19 protein-coding genes and 1 pseudogene are annotated in these 13,095 nt (G+C 58.1%); 1 reads left to right on the forward strand and 19 read right to left on the reverse strand.

What is annotated here, in order from left to right:
* Window positions 1-51 precede the first annotated feature (51 nt).
* The 19 genes and pseudogenes from rplQ to CQ017_RS07140 all read right to left on the reverse strand — a co-directional run.
* Window positions 52-498, reverse strand: a pseudogene (gene rplQ / locus CQ017_RS07050) (50S ribosomal protein L17); the annotation flags it as partial.
* An 84-nt stretch (window positions 499-582) separates the two neighbouring features.
* Window positions 583-1,587, reverse strand: coding sequence for a DNA-directed RNA polymerase subunit alpha (locus CQ017_RS07055; protein WP_096283635.1), 1,005 nt, complete (start codon window positions 1,585-1,587; stop codon window positions 583-585).
* A gap of 167 nt (window positions 1,588-1,754) precedes the next feature.
* The gene (rpsK, locus tag CQ017_RS07060) at window positions 1,755-2,156 is read right to left on the reverse strand and encodes a 30S ribosomal protein S11 (protein WP_096283637.1); all 402 of its coding nucleotides are present in this window, start codon (window positions 2,154-2,156) and stop codon (window positions 1,755-1,757) included.
* 43 nt (window positions 2,157-2,199) lie between these two features.
* Window positions 2,200-2,574: a 30S ribosomal protein S13 gene (gene rpsM / locus CQ017_RS07065; RefSeq protein ID WP_096283639.1), complete on the reverse strand. Its 375-nt coding sequence runs from the start codon at window positions 2,572-2,574 to the stop codon at window positions 2,200-2,202.
* Between the two features lie 145 nt (window positions 2,575-2,719).
* Window positions 2,720-2,833, reverse strand: coding sequence for a 50S ribosomal protein L36 (gene rpmJ, locus CQ017_RS07070; RefSeq protein WP_013349661.1), 114 nt, complete (start codon window positions 2,831-2,833; stop codon window positions 2,720-2,722).
* A gap of 135 nt (window positions 2,834-2,968) precedes the next feature.
* Window positions 2,969-3,190, reverse strand: a complete 222-nt coding sequence (infA, locus tag CQ017_RS07075; RefSeq protein WP_096256877.1) for a translation initiation factor IF-1 — start codon at window positions 3,188-3,190, stop codon at window positions 2,969-2,971.
* 207 nt (window positions 3,191-3,397) lie between these two features.
* The gene (map, locus tag CQ017_RS07080) at window positions 3,398-4,228 is read right to left on the reverse strand and encodes a type I methionyl aminopeptidase (protein WP_105553351.1); all 831 of its coding nucleotides are present in this window, start codon (window positions 4,226-4,228) and stop codon (window positions 3,398-3,400) included.
* Between the two features lie 135 nt (window positions 4,229-4,363).
* On the reverse strand, window positions 4,364-4,936 hold the full coding sequence (locus CQ017_RS07085) for an adenylate kinase (RefSeq protein WP_096283641.1): 573 nt from the start codon (window positions 4,934-4,936) through the stop codon (window positions 4,364-4,366).
* On the reverse strand, window positions 4,933-6,237 hold the full coding sequence (secY, locus tag CQ017_RS07090) for a preprotein translocase subunit SecY (RefSeq protein WP_105553129.1): 1,305 nt from the start codon (window positions 6,235-6,237) through the stop codon (window positions 4,933-4,935). The genes CQ017_RS07085 and secY overlap by 4 nt, the downstream gene beginning before the upstream one ends.
* Window positions 6,238-6,491: 254 nt before the next feature.
* Entirely contained in the window at window positions 6,492-6,944 is a 453-nt protein-coding gene (rplO, locus tag CQ017_RS07095; protein ID WP_105553130.1) for a 50S ribosomal protein L15, read from the reverse strand.
* A gap of 2 nt (window positions 6,945-6,946) precedes the next feature.
* Entirely contained in the window at window positions 6,947-7,153 is a 207-nt protein-coding gene (gene rpmD, locus CQ017_RS07100; RefSeq protein ID WP_096283647.1) for a 50S ribosomal protein L30, read from the reverse strand.
* Window positions 7,154-7,156: 3 nt separating this feature from the next.
* On the reverse strand, window positions 7,157-7,837 hold the full coding sequence (gene rpsE / locus CQ017_RS07105; RefSeq protein WP_176484079.1) for a 30S ribosomal protein S5: 681 nt from the start codon (window positions 7,835-7,837) through the stop codon (window positions 7,157-7,159).
* 29 nt (window positions 7,838-7,866) lie between these two features.
* On the reverse strand, window positions 7,867-8,238 hold the full coding sequence (gene rplR, locus CQ017_RS07110) for a 50S ribosomal protein L18 (protein WP_096283652.1): 372 nt from the start codon (window positions 8,236-8,238) through the stop codon (window positions 7,867-7,869).
* A 2-nt stretch (window positions 8,239-8,240) separates the two neighbouring features.
* Window positions 8,241-8,777 (reverse strand): 50S ribosomal protein L6, encoded by a 537-nt coding sequence (gene rplF, locus CQ017_RS07115; protein ID WP_096283654.1) that lies wholly within the window; start codon window positions 8,775-8,777, stop codon window positions 8,241-8,243.
* A 20-nt stretch (window positions 8,778-8,797) separates the two neighbouring features.
* On the reverse strand, window positions 8,798-9,196 hold the full coding sequence (gene rpsH, locus CQ017_RS07120) for a 30S ribosomal protein S8 (protein ID WP_096283656.1): 399 nt from the start codon (window positions 9,194-9,196) through the stop codon (window positions 8,798-8,800).
* 57 nt (window positions 9,197-9,253) lie between these two features.
* Window positions 9,254-9,823: a 50S ribosomal protein L5 gene (gene rplE / locus CQ017_RS07125; RefSeq protein WP_096283658.1), complete on the reverse strand. Its 570-nt coding sequence runs from the start codon at window positions 9,821-9,823 to the stop codon at window positions 9,254-9,256.
* Window positions 9,823-10,167 carry a 50S ribosomal protein L24 gene (rplX, locus tag CQ017_RS07130; RefSeq protein WP_096256888.1) on the reverse strand — a complete coding sequence of 115 codons (345 nt, stop codon included), beginning with the start codon at window positions 10,165-10,167 and terminating at the stop codon, window positions 9,823-9,825. Before rplX ends, rplE begins: the two co-directional genes overlap by 1 nt.
* A gap of 2 nt (window positions 10,168-10,169) precedes the next feature.
* On the reverse strand, window positions 10,170-10,538 hold the full coding sequence (gene rplN, locus CQ017_RS07135; RefSeq protein ID WP_096283660.1) for a 50S ribosomal protein L14: 369 nt from the start codon (window positions 10,536-10,538) through the stop codon (window positions 10,170-10,172).
* A gap of 325 nt (window positions 10,539-10,863) precedes the next feature.
* Window positions 10,864-11,826: an endonuclease/exonuclease/phosphatase family protein gene (locus CQ017_RS07140; protein ID WP_105553131.1), complete on the reverse strand. Its 963-nt coding sequence runs from the start codon at window positions 11,824-11,826 to the stop codon at window positions 10,864-10,866.
* Window positions 11,827-12,255: 429 nt separating this feature from the next.
* Between CQ017_RS07140 and CQ017_RS07145 the strand changes: the two genes are divergently transcribed.
* Complete coding sequence (locus CQ017_RS07145; protein ID WP_181150513.1) at window positions 12,256-13,080, forward strand: MBL fold metallo-hydrolase; 825 nt, start codon at window positions 12,256-12,258, stop codon at window positions 13,078-13,080.
* The last annotated feature ends 15 nt before the right edge of the window (window positions 13,081-13,095 follow it).

Genomic DNA, 13,095 nt, shown 5'->3' on the forward strand with positions numbered 1-13,095 from the left:
GGGATAACTTGACCGTTTTACCGGTGAAGATTCACAAGCTCAGGCTTAGGCTTCTTCGGTGGTAGCTTCGGTTGCCTTCTCGGTAGCCTGGGTGGCTTCCTTGACGACTGCCTGCTTTGGCGAAACCGGTTCCATAACCAGTTCGATAACAGCCATAGGAGCGTTGTCGCCCTTGCGGTTACCAATCCGGGTGATGCGGGTGTAGCCACCCTGGCGATCGGCCATAGCAGGTGCGATGTTCGCGAACAGCTCGTGAACGATCGACTTGTTGGTGCGCGAGCGCGAAGCGATAACCGACTGGACGCGACGACGCGAGGCCAGATCTCCACGCTTTGCGAAGGTGATCAGGCGCTCTGCGTGTGGACGCAGACGCTTGGCGCGTGTCAGGGTGGTGGTGATCTTCTTGTTCTCGAAGAGCTGTGCGGACATGTTAGCGAAGATCAATCGCTCATGTGCTGCACTGCCGCCGAGACGCGGACCCTTAGTAGGGGTAGGCATGGTAGTTCTCCTAGATGAATGACCGAGTCCGCCGGTATGTGACCGGCAGGTCGGGTGAAGTAGTGTGTCGCGAGACTAAGGTCTTTACAGGCCTTCGTCGTAGACGTCGTCGCCATCTTCGATGGCACTACGAGCGGCAAGGTCGAACCCTGGAGGGGAATCCTTCAGTGCTAGACCCAGTTCAACAAGCTTGGCCTTGACTTCGTCAATGGACTTCGCACCGAAGTTACGGATGTCCATCAGGTCGGCCTCGGAGCGAGTTACGAGTTCACCCACGGAGTGGATGCCCTCACGCTTCAAGCAGTTGTACGAGCGAACGGTCAGTTCCAGATCCTCGATCGGCAGCGCCATGTCTGCAGCCAAAGCTGCATCCGTTGGCGATGGGCCGATTTCGATACCTTCGGCTGCGGTGTTCAGTTCGCGGAACAAACCGAACAGCTCAACCAGCGTGGTACCTGCGGATGCAACAGCATCGCGCGGGGTGATCGACGGCTTTGCTTCAACGTCAACGATCAAGCGATCGAAGTCGGTGCGCTGCTCAACACGGGTAGCTTCCACGCGGAAGGTCACCTTCAGCACCGGCGAGTAGATCGAATCAACTGGGATTCGACCGATCTCGGTGTCGGCACTCTTGTTCTGAGCAGCTGACACATAGCCACGGCCACGCTCGATGGTCAGTTCCAAATCGAACTTGCCATTGGCGTTCAAGGTAGCGATGTGCAGCTCAGGGTTGTGGAACTCTACACCCGCTGGTGGGGTGATATCCGCTGCGGTGACGACGCCTGGGCCCTGCTTGCGCAGGTAGGCGACGACCGGCTCGTCGTGCTCGGAAGAGACCGACAGGTTCTTGATGTTAAGAACCAGTTCGGTGACGTCTTCCTTGACACCGGCTACGGTAGAGAACTCGTGCAATACACCGTCGAGTCGAACACTGGTGACAGCTGCACCAGGGATCGAGGACAACAGGGTACGGCGGAGTGAGTTGCCTAGGGTGTAACCAAAGCCTGGCTCCAACGGTTCAATGATGAACCGGGAGCGATTCTCGGAAACTACTTCTTCGGTCAGGGTTGGGCGCTGCGTAATGAGCACTTACATTTCCTTTCAGCGAGCGTCCGCTATATGACGCCTCACGGGGGTGGAAACGACGGTAGCCTGTTGGCCGTTCGTCTGTTGCAGGCATGAGAGTCCAAGAACGTCACCGACCCATTCGTCAAGAATGGCTCGGTGACTTCTTTAGGCTCAGCCTAGCGAATCAATTAGACGCGGCGACGCTTTGATGGGCGGCAACCGTTGTGGGCACTTGGGGAAACATCCTGGATGGATCCAACCTCAAGGCCAGCAGCCTGCAGCGAACGGATCGCGGTTTCGCGTCCCGAGCCCGGGCCCTTGACGAAAACGTCAACCTTGCGCATGCCGTGCTCCTGGGCGCGCTTAGCGGCAGATTCAGCGGCCATCTGAGCAGCGTATGGGGTCGACTTACGCGAGCCCTTCATGCCTACCTCGCCGGCCGAAGCCCACGAGATAACAGCACCGGACGGATCGGTAATCGATACGATGGTGTTGTTGAAGGTGCTCTTGATATGCGCCTGTCCCTGCGCGATATTCTTTTTGTCCTTGCGACGCGGCTTACGTACCGCTCCACGAGTCTTTGGGGGCATTTCTTCTCCTACGAAAAAAGTATTTGAACTAGACCGCTAAGATTTAGCGAGTCTTCTTCTTACCTGCGACGGTACGCTTCGGGCCCTTGCGGGTACGAGCGTTGGTCTTGGTGCGCTGACCGTGGACCGGCAGGCCCTTACGGTGACGAATACCTTCGTAGGATCCGATCTCGACCTTGCGGCGGATGTCAGCCTGAACCTCGCGGCGCAGGTCACCTTCTACCTTGTAAGTGCCTTCGACGAAGTCACGCAGCTGAACGAGGTCAGCGTCGCTGAGATCCTTAACGCGCGTGTCCGGGTTGGTCCCGGTCGCTGCGATGATCTCTTCTGCACGGGTCTTGCCCACGCCGTAGATGTAAGTCAGCGCGATAATTACGCGCTTTTCGCGTGGAATGTCCACGCCTGCTAAACGAGCCAAGTGGCTACCTTTCAACCAACGGAGGTCTGGAGCAGTACCACCCAGGATATCTCCTGGCCCCGGCCTCCGAACCCGGGGGTGTGCATCGAAACTTCGATGCGGTACTGCCTATATGACTACGCGTGGGAAATTCCGAAGAACGGAATTAGCCCTGACGCTGCTTGTGGCGTGGATTCTCGCAGATCACCATGACCACGCCATTACGACGGATCACCTTGCATTTATCGCAGATCGGCTTCACGCTAGGGTTAACCTTCAAGGCTTTGTCCTTTTGCGGTTGCAGTTATTGAGTGGAGCAGTGAATAAGCAGCTTGTCCCAAGGACATTCCTCAGACGGGCGTTTAAACGATCTCTCGTTCAACGTCCGTCAGGCTAATGTCTATGGACTGCAGATTTACTTGTAGCGGTAAACGATACGGCCTCGGTTGAGGTCGTATGGGCTCATTTCAACCTGCACTCGATCCTCTGGGAGAATACGAATGTAGTGCTGACGCATCTTACCCGAGATAGTGGCGAGCACCACGTGACCGTTTGGCAGCTCTACGCGAAACATCGCGTTCGGCAGCGCTTCGGATACGGAGCCCTCTACCTGGATGACGCCTTCCTTCTTGCCCATTTTCCCCGCTAACTTTTGTTGTTGACGATTTTCCATCAACAAGTAATTGGTTCTGGCTGTTTACGACTTCACCGAACCCTAAGAGTTTTAGGCTCAGTCAAATAGACAACCAAAAATTAAGAATACGCCATTGGCAGACTCTAGGACAAATCCAAGGACGCACTTAAACTGTTAGCTCCGGCACGCTGGGCCTGCCGGAGCCAGAACTTAAGGCTTGATCGGCGAGGGAGTCACGCCGAATGGCGCCAATCCCGCTTCGCCGCCATCGTGTGCGGTGAGTACCCAGATCCCGCCCATGTGGATGGCTACGGTGTGCTCCCACTGCGAGGCGTTCGCCTTGTCGTCGGTGACCACCGTCCAGTCATCTTCCAGCACCGAGGTCGCGATCTTGCCGCGCACCAGCATTGGTTCGATGGCCAGCGCCATGCCGGGCTTGATCCGCGATCCGCGGTGGCCGGTGTTGTAGTTCAGCACATCCGGGGCCATGTGCATGGCCGAGCCGATGCCGTGGCCGCAGTACTCCTCCAAGATGCCCAGCGGGGCCCCTGGCTGGGAGCTGACGAAGTCGTCGATGGCTTCGCCGATCTGCCCGATGTACCGCGCCTTGGAGAAGGCGGCGATGCCGGCCCACATGGCCTGCTCGGTGATCTCGCTCAACCGCTGGTCCGCCGGGTCCACCTTGCCGATGAGCAGGGTGCGTGCGGAGTCCGAATGCCAGCCATCGATGATCGCGCCGCCATCGACCTTCAGCACATCCCCGTCCTTCAGCTCGTACTCGCTGGGGAAGCCGTGGACGACCTCGTGGTTCACCGACGCGCAGATGTTCGCCGGGAAACCGTGGTAGCCGAGGAAGTTGCTGGTGGCGCCGTGGCGTTCGAGCACCTTCGCGAAGGCCGCGTCGACCTGCTTGGTGGTGACCCCCGGACGGGCGGTGGCGCTGGCCTCGTCGAGTGCTTCGGCGAGCACCAGTCCGGCCTCGCGCATCTTCAAAATCTGCGAATTGGTTTTGTACTCAATTCGTGGCTGACCTAGAGCCAATGTCATGCCCCTTAATTCTTTTGGGTCTCAGAACCCAAGTAAGCGTTTGGATATGTGTAGCTAAACCACGCAGGGACCGTGCCACGGCCCTCAGAGGCTGTTCGCGGCACGGTCCCTACGTGTAAGTGGAAATGCTTAGGCGGTAACGTTCAACGCCGAGAGCACACGCTCGGTGACCTCGTCGATGGCGCCAATGCCATCGACCTTGCGCACGATGCCGCGCTCTTCGTAGCGATCCACCACGATGCGGGTCTCTTCGTTGTACAGGCCCAGGCGGTGGCGGATGACCTCTTCGGTGTCATCGGCACGGCCTTCGATCTCAGCACGCTTGAGCAGGCGCGCTACCAGCTCTTCGTCATCGGCGGTCAGCTGCAGCACCGCATCCAACTCGACGCCCTGAGCGGCAAGCATGGCATCCAGGGCATCAACCTGCGCGCTGGTGCGTGGGTAGCCATCGAGCAGGAAGCCGTTGGCGACATCTTCCTGGCCCAGTCGATCTTCAACCATGTTGTTGGTGACCGAGTCCGGCACGAAGTTGCCGGCGTCGATGTACTTCTTCGCCTCGACACCCAGTGGGGTGCCGCCCTTGACGTTGGCGCGGAAGATATCACCGGTGGAGATCGCGACGATCTCCAGACGCTCGGAAATCTTCACTGCTTGGGTGCCTTTGCCGGCACCCGGTGGACCAATAATTAACAGTCGACTCATCGCAGTAGCCCTTCATAGTTTCGTTGCTGCATTTGAGCATTGATTTGCTTGACGGTTTCCAGACCCACACCAACCATGATGAGGATCGAGGTGCCGCCAAATGGGAAGTTTTGGTCTGCGTTGAACAGCACGAAGGCGATCAGCGGGATCAACGCGACGAACGCCAGATACAGGGCGCCCGCGAAGGTGATTCGGGAAATCACGAACTGCAGATACTCGGCCGTTGGCTTGCCGGCGCGAATGCCCGGAATGAAGCCGCCGTACTTCTTCATATTGTCTGAGACTTCAATCGGGTTGAAGGTAATCGCGACATAGAAGTAGGTGAAGCCGATGATCAGCAGGGTGTAGACGAGCATGTACCACGGCGAAGAGGACGCCGAGTGCTCCTGCAGCCACATGGCCCAACCCGGCAGGGTGCCGTCATCGTTCTGGTTGAACGAGACGATCATCTGCGGCAGGGCGAGGATCGAGCTGGCGAAGATCACCGGGATCACGTTCGCCATGTTGACCTTCAGCGGAATGTAGGTGGAGGTGCCACCCACGGTGCGCCGCCCTATGGTGCGCTTGGCGTACTGCACCGGAACTCGTCGCTGGGACTGCTCCACGAACACGACCAGCGCGATCACCAGGAAGCCGACGGCGATGACACCGATGAAGGTGCCCCAACCCTGGGACTGCGCGATGGCGCCCATGGCGGCCGGGAAGCCCGAAGCGATCGAGATGAAGATCAGGATGGACATGCCGTTGCCGATACCGCGTTCGGTGATCAATTCGCCCATCCACATGATCAGGCCGGTGCCTGCGGTCAGTGCGAAGATCATCAGCAGAATCACGATAATCGAGTCATCGGGAATCAGCGGCAGGGTGCAGCTCGGGAACAGTCCGCCGGTACGCGCCAGAGTGATCAGCGTGGTGCCCTGCAAGAGCGCCAACGCGATGGTCAGGTAGCGGGTGTACTGGGTCAGCTTGCCTTGGCCGGCTTGGCCTTCCTTGTGCAGTGCTTCGAAGTGCGGGATCACCACACGCAGTAGCTGCACAATAATGGCCGCCGTAATGTACGGCATGATACCCATGGCAAAGATCGAAACTTGCAACAGGGCGCCGCCGCTGAAGAGGTTTACGAACTGATATAGACCACCGGTGGTTGAACCCAATGCTAGACACTGCTGAACGTTGCTGTAATCCACGCCCGGGGCCGGAATAAAAACGCCGACTCGATAGATCGCAATGATCCCGAGGGTGAAAAGCAGTTTGTTGCGCAGGTCAGGCGTCCGAAAAACTCGGGCTATGGCGCTGAACAAGCGTCCTCCTGAAGTATGTGCTTGAGTCTAGGTAAAGACTCTTGCTATGACCTAATGATTCTAGCCGTCTTATGTACTATCTCGCCAAATACGCCACACAGCTATAACCCCATTTTTTCGCAGTGGTTGCGGAAATACGGTGGTTTACTTGGGATTTTACAGCGTAATACTAAGAGTAACGCGAGATAAGAAAATCCCCGGTGAGCTTGTCTGAACAAGCTCACCGGGGATTTAGCTTTAGCGCAAACCCTGAATTAGAGGGTTTCTGCCTGGCCGCCAGCAGCAGCGATCTTTTCGGTTGCGGAAGCCGAGAAAGCGTTAACCTTCACGTCAACCTTGACCGTCAGGTCGCCGGTGCCCAGCACCTTGACAGGCTGGTTCTTACGAACAGCGCCCTTGGCAACGAGTGCCTCGACGGTAACTTCGCCACCTTCTGGGAACAATTCCGAGATCTTGTCCAGGTTTACAACCTGGTACTCGACGCGGAATGGGTTCTTGAAGCCACGCAGCTTTGGCAGACGCATGTGCAGTGGAAGCTGTCCACCTGCGAAACCTGCCTTGATCTGGTAACGAGCCTTCGTACCCTTGGTACCACGGCCTGCAGTCTTACCCTTGGATGCCTCGCCACGACCCACGCGGGTCTTGGCGGTCTTGGCACCCTGAGCTGGACGCAGGTGGTGAACCTTAAGTGCTTTTTCTTCAGCCATCTTTACTTCGCCTCCTCAACCTTCAACAGGTGTGGAACCTTGTTGACCATACCTACGGTCACAGGGTCAGCGGAGCGGACAACGGTGTGTCCGATGCGCTTCAGACCCAGCGAGCGAACGATGTCGCGCTGAACCTGGCTACCACCAATGATGGACTTAATCTGGGTGATTTCCAGCGTGGCATCGCCTGGAACAATGTTCTTAGCCATTGATTAAGCACCTGCCTTCTGGGTCTGGATGTGACGCAACATTGCTGCTGGTGCAACCTCGTCCAGCGGAAGACCGCGGCGAGCTGCAACTGCTGCAGGCTCTTCGAGACCCTTCAGCGCTGCAATGGTGCCCTTCACGATGTTGATCTGGTTGCTTGAACCCATCGACTTCGAAAGGATGTCCTGGATACCAGCGCATTCCAATACCGCACGCACCGGACCGCCGGCGATAACGCCGGTACCCGGAGCAGCTGGACGGAGCAAGACGACGCCAGCGGCGGCCTCGCCCTTGACCAGGTGCGGGATGGTGCCGCCAACGCGTGGAACGCGGAAGAAGGACTTCTTGGCTTCTTCAACGCCCTTGGCGATAGCTGCTGGAACTTCCTTGGCCTTACCGTAGCCAACGCCAACCATTCCGTTGCCGTCGCCCACGACGACAAGTGCGGTGAAGCTAAAGCGACGACCACCCTTGACGACCTTGGATACGCGGTTGATAGCTACAACGCGCTCAAGGAACTTGTCCTTGTCGTCATTGCGGCTGTCCTTCGAATCGCGGCCTCGGCCACGACCCTCGCCACGGCCACGGCCTTCTCCACCACGGCCACGACCCTCGCCGCGAGCGGCGCCGGTCTTCTCCGTGGCAGGAGCTGCAGTAGTCGAGGCTGCTTCAGTAGCTTCAGACACCTGAGTTTCCTTCTTGTTAGTAGCTTCGCTCACAGTGCCAGCCCACCTTCACGTGCGCCGTCGGCAATGGCTGCCACGCGACCGTGGTAGCGGTTACCGCCGCGGTCGAAGACAACTGCTTCGATGCCTGCAGCCTTGGCGCGCTCTGCGACGAGCTCACCAACGCGCTTGGACTTTGCGGTCTTGTCGGCATCGCTTGCGCGAAGATCTGCTTCCATGGTCGAAGCGCTGGCCAGGGTCAGACCCTGTGAGTCGTCCACGATCTGTACGAACATGTGACGAGCCGAACGGTTGATGACCAAGCGTGGGCGTACCGAGGTACCAACGATGCGCTTGCGCACACGCAGGTGGCGACGACCGCGTGAAGCGGACCTGCTCTTGCCCTTGATTCCGATAGCCATAATTATTTACCAGCCTTTCCGACCTTGCGGCGGATGATCTCGCCAGCGTAGCGAATGCCCTTGCCCTTGTAAGGCTCGGTCTTGCGCAGCTTGCGGATGTTAGCGGCAACTTCACCGACGTGCTGCTTGTCAATACCAGCGATGGTGATTTTGTTGTTGCCCTCGACGGTAAAGGTGATGCCGTCAGGAGCCGTGACGCTAACTGGGTGCGAGTAGCCGAGAGCGAACTCCAGGCCGGCGCCCTTAGCGACAACACGGTAACCGGTACCGTGGATTTCCAGCTTCTTTTCGTATCCGTCGGTCACACCGATGATCAGGTTATTGATCAGGGTGCGGCTCAAGCCGTGCAACGAACGCGCATCGCGCGAATCGTTCGGGCGGGATACGGTAACGGTGTTCTCATCCTTGGCAACGGTGATAGGAGCCGAGATGGTGACCGAAAGCTCACCCTTCGGGCCCTTTGCGGTGACCTGCTGGCCATCCACATTCAGCTCAACGTTTGCCGGGACGGTGATCGGAAGACGTCCAATACGTGACATTGTATGTTTCTCCCTTCCCGTTACCAGACGTAGGCGAGGACTTCCCCACCTACGCCCTTCTTTGCAGCCTGACGGTCAGTAAGCAGACCGGAGGAGGTGGACAGGATTGCGATACCAAGACCACCGAGCACGTGAGGCAGGTTGGTGGACTTTGCGTATACACGCAAGCCTGGCTTGGAGATACGGCGTACGCCAGCGATTGAACGCTCACGCGATGGGCCGTACTTCAGGGTGATGGTCAGCGTCTTGCCGACTTCTGCTGCTTCTTCCTCGAAGGAGGCAATGTAGCCCTGATCCTTCAAGATGTTGGCAATGCGCACTTTGAGCTTGCTCGACGGCATCGACACGGAGTCGTGGTGTGCCGAGTTGGCGTTGCGCAGTCGAGTCAGCATATCTGCGACTGGATCTGTCATAGACATGTGGGCTTCAGCCCTTCCTCGTTACGGTTTCCGCTAGGGACCTGTAACGTAGCGAGTTTAGTTGTTGGTCTTGAACGGGAAGCCCAGAGCCTTGAGCAAGGCACGGCCTTCATCGTCAGTCTTGGCGGTGGTCACCACAGTGATGTCCATACCGCGCACGCGATCGATCTTGTCCTGGTTGATTTCGTGGAACATCGACTGTTCGGTCAGACCGAAAGTGTAGTTGCCATTGCCATCAAACTGGCGGTCGCTCAGACCGCGGAAGTCGCGGATACGAGGCAGTGCCAAGGTGATCAAGCGATCGACGAATTCCCACATGCGATCGTTACGCAAGGTGGTGTGGGTACCAATCGGCATGCCTTCGCGCAGCTTGAACTGTGCGATCGACTTGCGAGCCTTGGTGACCACTGGCTTCTGACCGGTAATTGCGGTCAGATCGCGCACGGCGCCTTCGATGAGCTTCGAGTCCTTAGCGGCCTCGCCGACACCCATGTTCACGACGACCTTGGTCAGGGTTGGTACCTGCATCGGGTTGACGTAGCTGAACTGCTCCTGCAATGCAGGGCGGATGTCTGCGGCGTACTTTGCCTTCAGACGTGGCTGGATCTTGGTGGCTGTCTCAGTCATTACAGATCCTTTCCGGAAGCCTTGGCGTAACGGACGCGCACAGTCTTGGACACACCGTTCTTCTCGACGGTTTCCTCGCGGAAACCAACGCGGGTTGGCTTCTTGGTCTCTGGGTCAACCACTGCAACGTTGGAAACGTGCACTGGAGCCTCGACAACCTCGATGCCACCGGACGTGGTTCCGTTTTCGGACTGTCCAGCCTTGGTGTGCTTGGTGACGCGGTTAACGCCCTCAACCAGAACGCGCGAAGTGGCGGTGATGACAGTCAGGACCTTGCCCTGCTTGCCACGCTCTTTGCCTGAGATGATCTGAACCAGATCACCCTTTTTGATCTTTGCACCCATGCTTACAGCACCTCCGGAGCCAACGAAACGATCTTCATGAACTTCTTGTCACGAAGTTCGCGACCCACTGGACCGAAAATACGGGTTCCGCGGGGCTCACCTTCGTTCTTCAAGATCACAGCAGCGTTCTCGTCGAACTTGATGTAGGAACCGTCTGCACGACGGATTTCCTTCTTGGTGCGAACAACGACAGCCTTGACGACGTCGCCCTTCTTCACGTTGCCGCCTGGAATTGCATCCTTGACGGTAGCGACAATAGTGTCGCCAATGCTTGCGTAGCGACGCTTCGAGCCACCGAGCACGTTGATGGTAAGGATTTCCTTAGCACCAGTGTTATCGGCAACTTTTAGTCGCGACTCTTTCTGAATCACTTCTTACTCCTGTCGTCTCGCTGGTTCTCTCTGGGAGCCTTGCGGAACGGATATGGTCTCCACGATACGATCGCTTACCCCCACCGGCGCGGGCGCACCGAATGCTGATCCCAATTGCTGGCAGGGCCGAGGCGTAAAATATCGAGGCTGTACTGCGCAACCCGACGGTGTCAGGCCGCACTGCATCGCACCGAAGGTGGATAGTCCTCGAATGAAATGCGCACAGAACCTTAAGTCTAGCCTAGATTCACGCCATTTAGAAATGGTGTGGTAATAGGAAAGCTAGCGTTCTTGGTCACACCCGCGGCCCGGATTGCTCCCGGCTTTACGGGCTTGCTGGCGGCTGCAGATGCAAAGTTGCGCTGAGCGCCAAATGATCCGAGCCGGGCAACCGAATGGATTTCGTCTCCGCGACCGCAAACCCACGAGAAATGATGTGATCAATCTCTATGACTGGACTCGGCAGTCGCGTGGCCGGCCAAGTCGCCGCAGGAACAAACCCCGAAGCTTCATCTAGCCCCTGCACCGCGCGGCGGTATTGCGGATGGCCGCGCGTGGCATTGAAGTCGCCCGCCAAAATCACCGGGTTTTCACCATGCGTTTCGATCCACTTCTCCACGCTGCCAAGCCCCTGCTCCCAGGTTTCCGCATTGCCCAATGGCGGATACACATGCACTGCGGCCAAGGGCACCTGCTGTCCCTGAACCTCGATCAGCACCGTGGGCATGCTGAACCACCCGGTCTCTTCGGTACTCAGCTCCGTCTCGGTCTGGGTCAACGGGAGTTTTGAAAAGATGACTGTGTCCCGGTTTCCATCTTCCGGCGCCGGAGCTGTCCGGTAGAGATATTCGGTCATGGCCCCGCGGGCCGCGAGCGATTCATGCAACGGCTCACTGGTCTCCACCAAAACAAGCACATCTGGATCTTCGCTGCTGATCTCGCGCGCCAGCTCGGCTGGATCTGCCTGGGCCTTATAGGTATTAAACGAAAATACCTTCAGCGCCGGTCGGTGATCCGTGCCAGACGGCGGATTGAACTGCAGGTAAGGCTGCAATCCGAAAATGAGCACCAACAACAGCACCGCGCCGGGAAATAATTTGCGCCGCCAGCAGGCATAGACCAGCGCGGCAAGTGGGATGAGCAGAAGCCACAGCGAGGCCGCCTGCACCTTGGGCAGCACTCCCCCGGCGAGCCACGGTACATGCGCGAGCCCCGCAATCACCAGTGACAGCAGCACGACTGGGATCCACAAGGTCTTCTTCCGTTTTTGCAGATCAATTGTGGGCATACCGGGAGCTTATCCTGTCGAGATGTTTAGCCAGAATCAGCCCCACGGCTCGCGGTATTTATTCCATGGCCCAGCCGGTAGCGTTGCAGAACTCGCAGGGATTCTCGTGGCGGATCTGGCCGTTGGAGCCGCCGGTGGGGGCCAAACTTCTCCGGGTAGGACGAACGGTGAGTGTTGCGGCGATTAGTTGACGGCCATAACCCGCACTGCACGGATGCAGCGCTCCCCTGCGACGGTTGCCTAGGCGCGCTGCTCGTGGAGCATTCTGCGCTCCCGGACACAGCCGAGATGATTCTGGAAATTCTGCCCGGCGCGGGAAGAAGACCGAACGAGTCGAACTGCAGTAATTTGAGTTGCTGCCGATGTCCAAGGCCTATTGCCATCGCCGGATCCGCCATTTCGACCGCCGACGGCTGTACCGTTGTGGTCATGTCTTGGGTTGAGGTCGCAAATGATGTATTCGTGAAATCCTATGGCGCAGATAGAGTCAACATTGCCGCGATCCTCGGGCCTAGCGGTACGACCGTCGTTGACACCGGCGGTTCGCCCAGCGAAGCCAGAGCCATAGTGGATGAGCTGAGGCAACGCTTCGGCAAACCAATCGTGGGCGCGATCAATACCCATGCGCACTACGATCATTGCTTTGGAAATTCCGTATTCGCTGAACTGGGCGTACCCATTATCGGCCACCAGCGGATCCCTGCCCACTTCGATTCCTTTGAAGCACCACGTTTGGCGGCGTGGCGCAAGGATCCCGGCCGAGAACCAGACAAGGCATGGGACCAGGTCGCCTTGGTGCACCCGTCCGTGCTTGTGGAACAAGCGACCACGCTGACCGCTGGTGGACGCGAGATTGCCTGCTTGCCCATTTCGCGTGGACACACGGACACAGATCTTGCGGTCTTCGTTCCCGACGCCCGAGTATGGATGCTTGGGGACGTGATCGAAGAATCCGGTCCTCCCATGTTTGGTTCGGGAAGCTGGCCGCTTCACTGGCCCGAATCCTTGCGCACGCTGCTGGCTGGAATCGAGCCAGCGGATGTGATTGTTCCAGGGCACGGGCGGGCCGTGGATCGCCAATTTGCCGCCACGCAGGCCACAGAACTCCATGCTGTGGCCGATGCGGTTCGAAGCGCCTGGAACGCCGGGCGCAGCATCGATGAAGCACTAGCCGCGGCCGAATTGCCTTGGCCCCGCTGGATGCTGCACTCCGCATTTGAACGAGGATTCTCCGAACTATCCGCACAAGGGTGAAGTCGATGCACAAGC

Source organism: Arthrobacter sp. MYb224 (genome assembly GCF_002975455.1).
In the GTDB taxonomy this organism is placed as follows: Bacteria; Actinomycetota; Actinomycetes; order Actinomycetales; family Micrococcaceae; genus Glutamicibacter.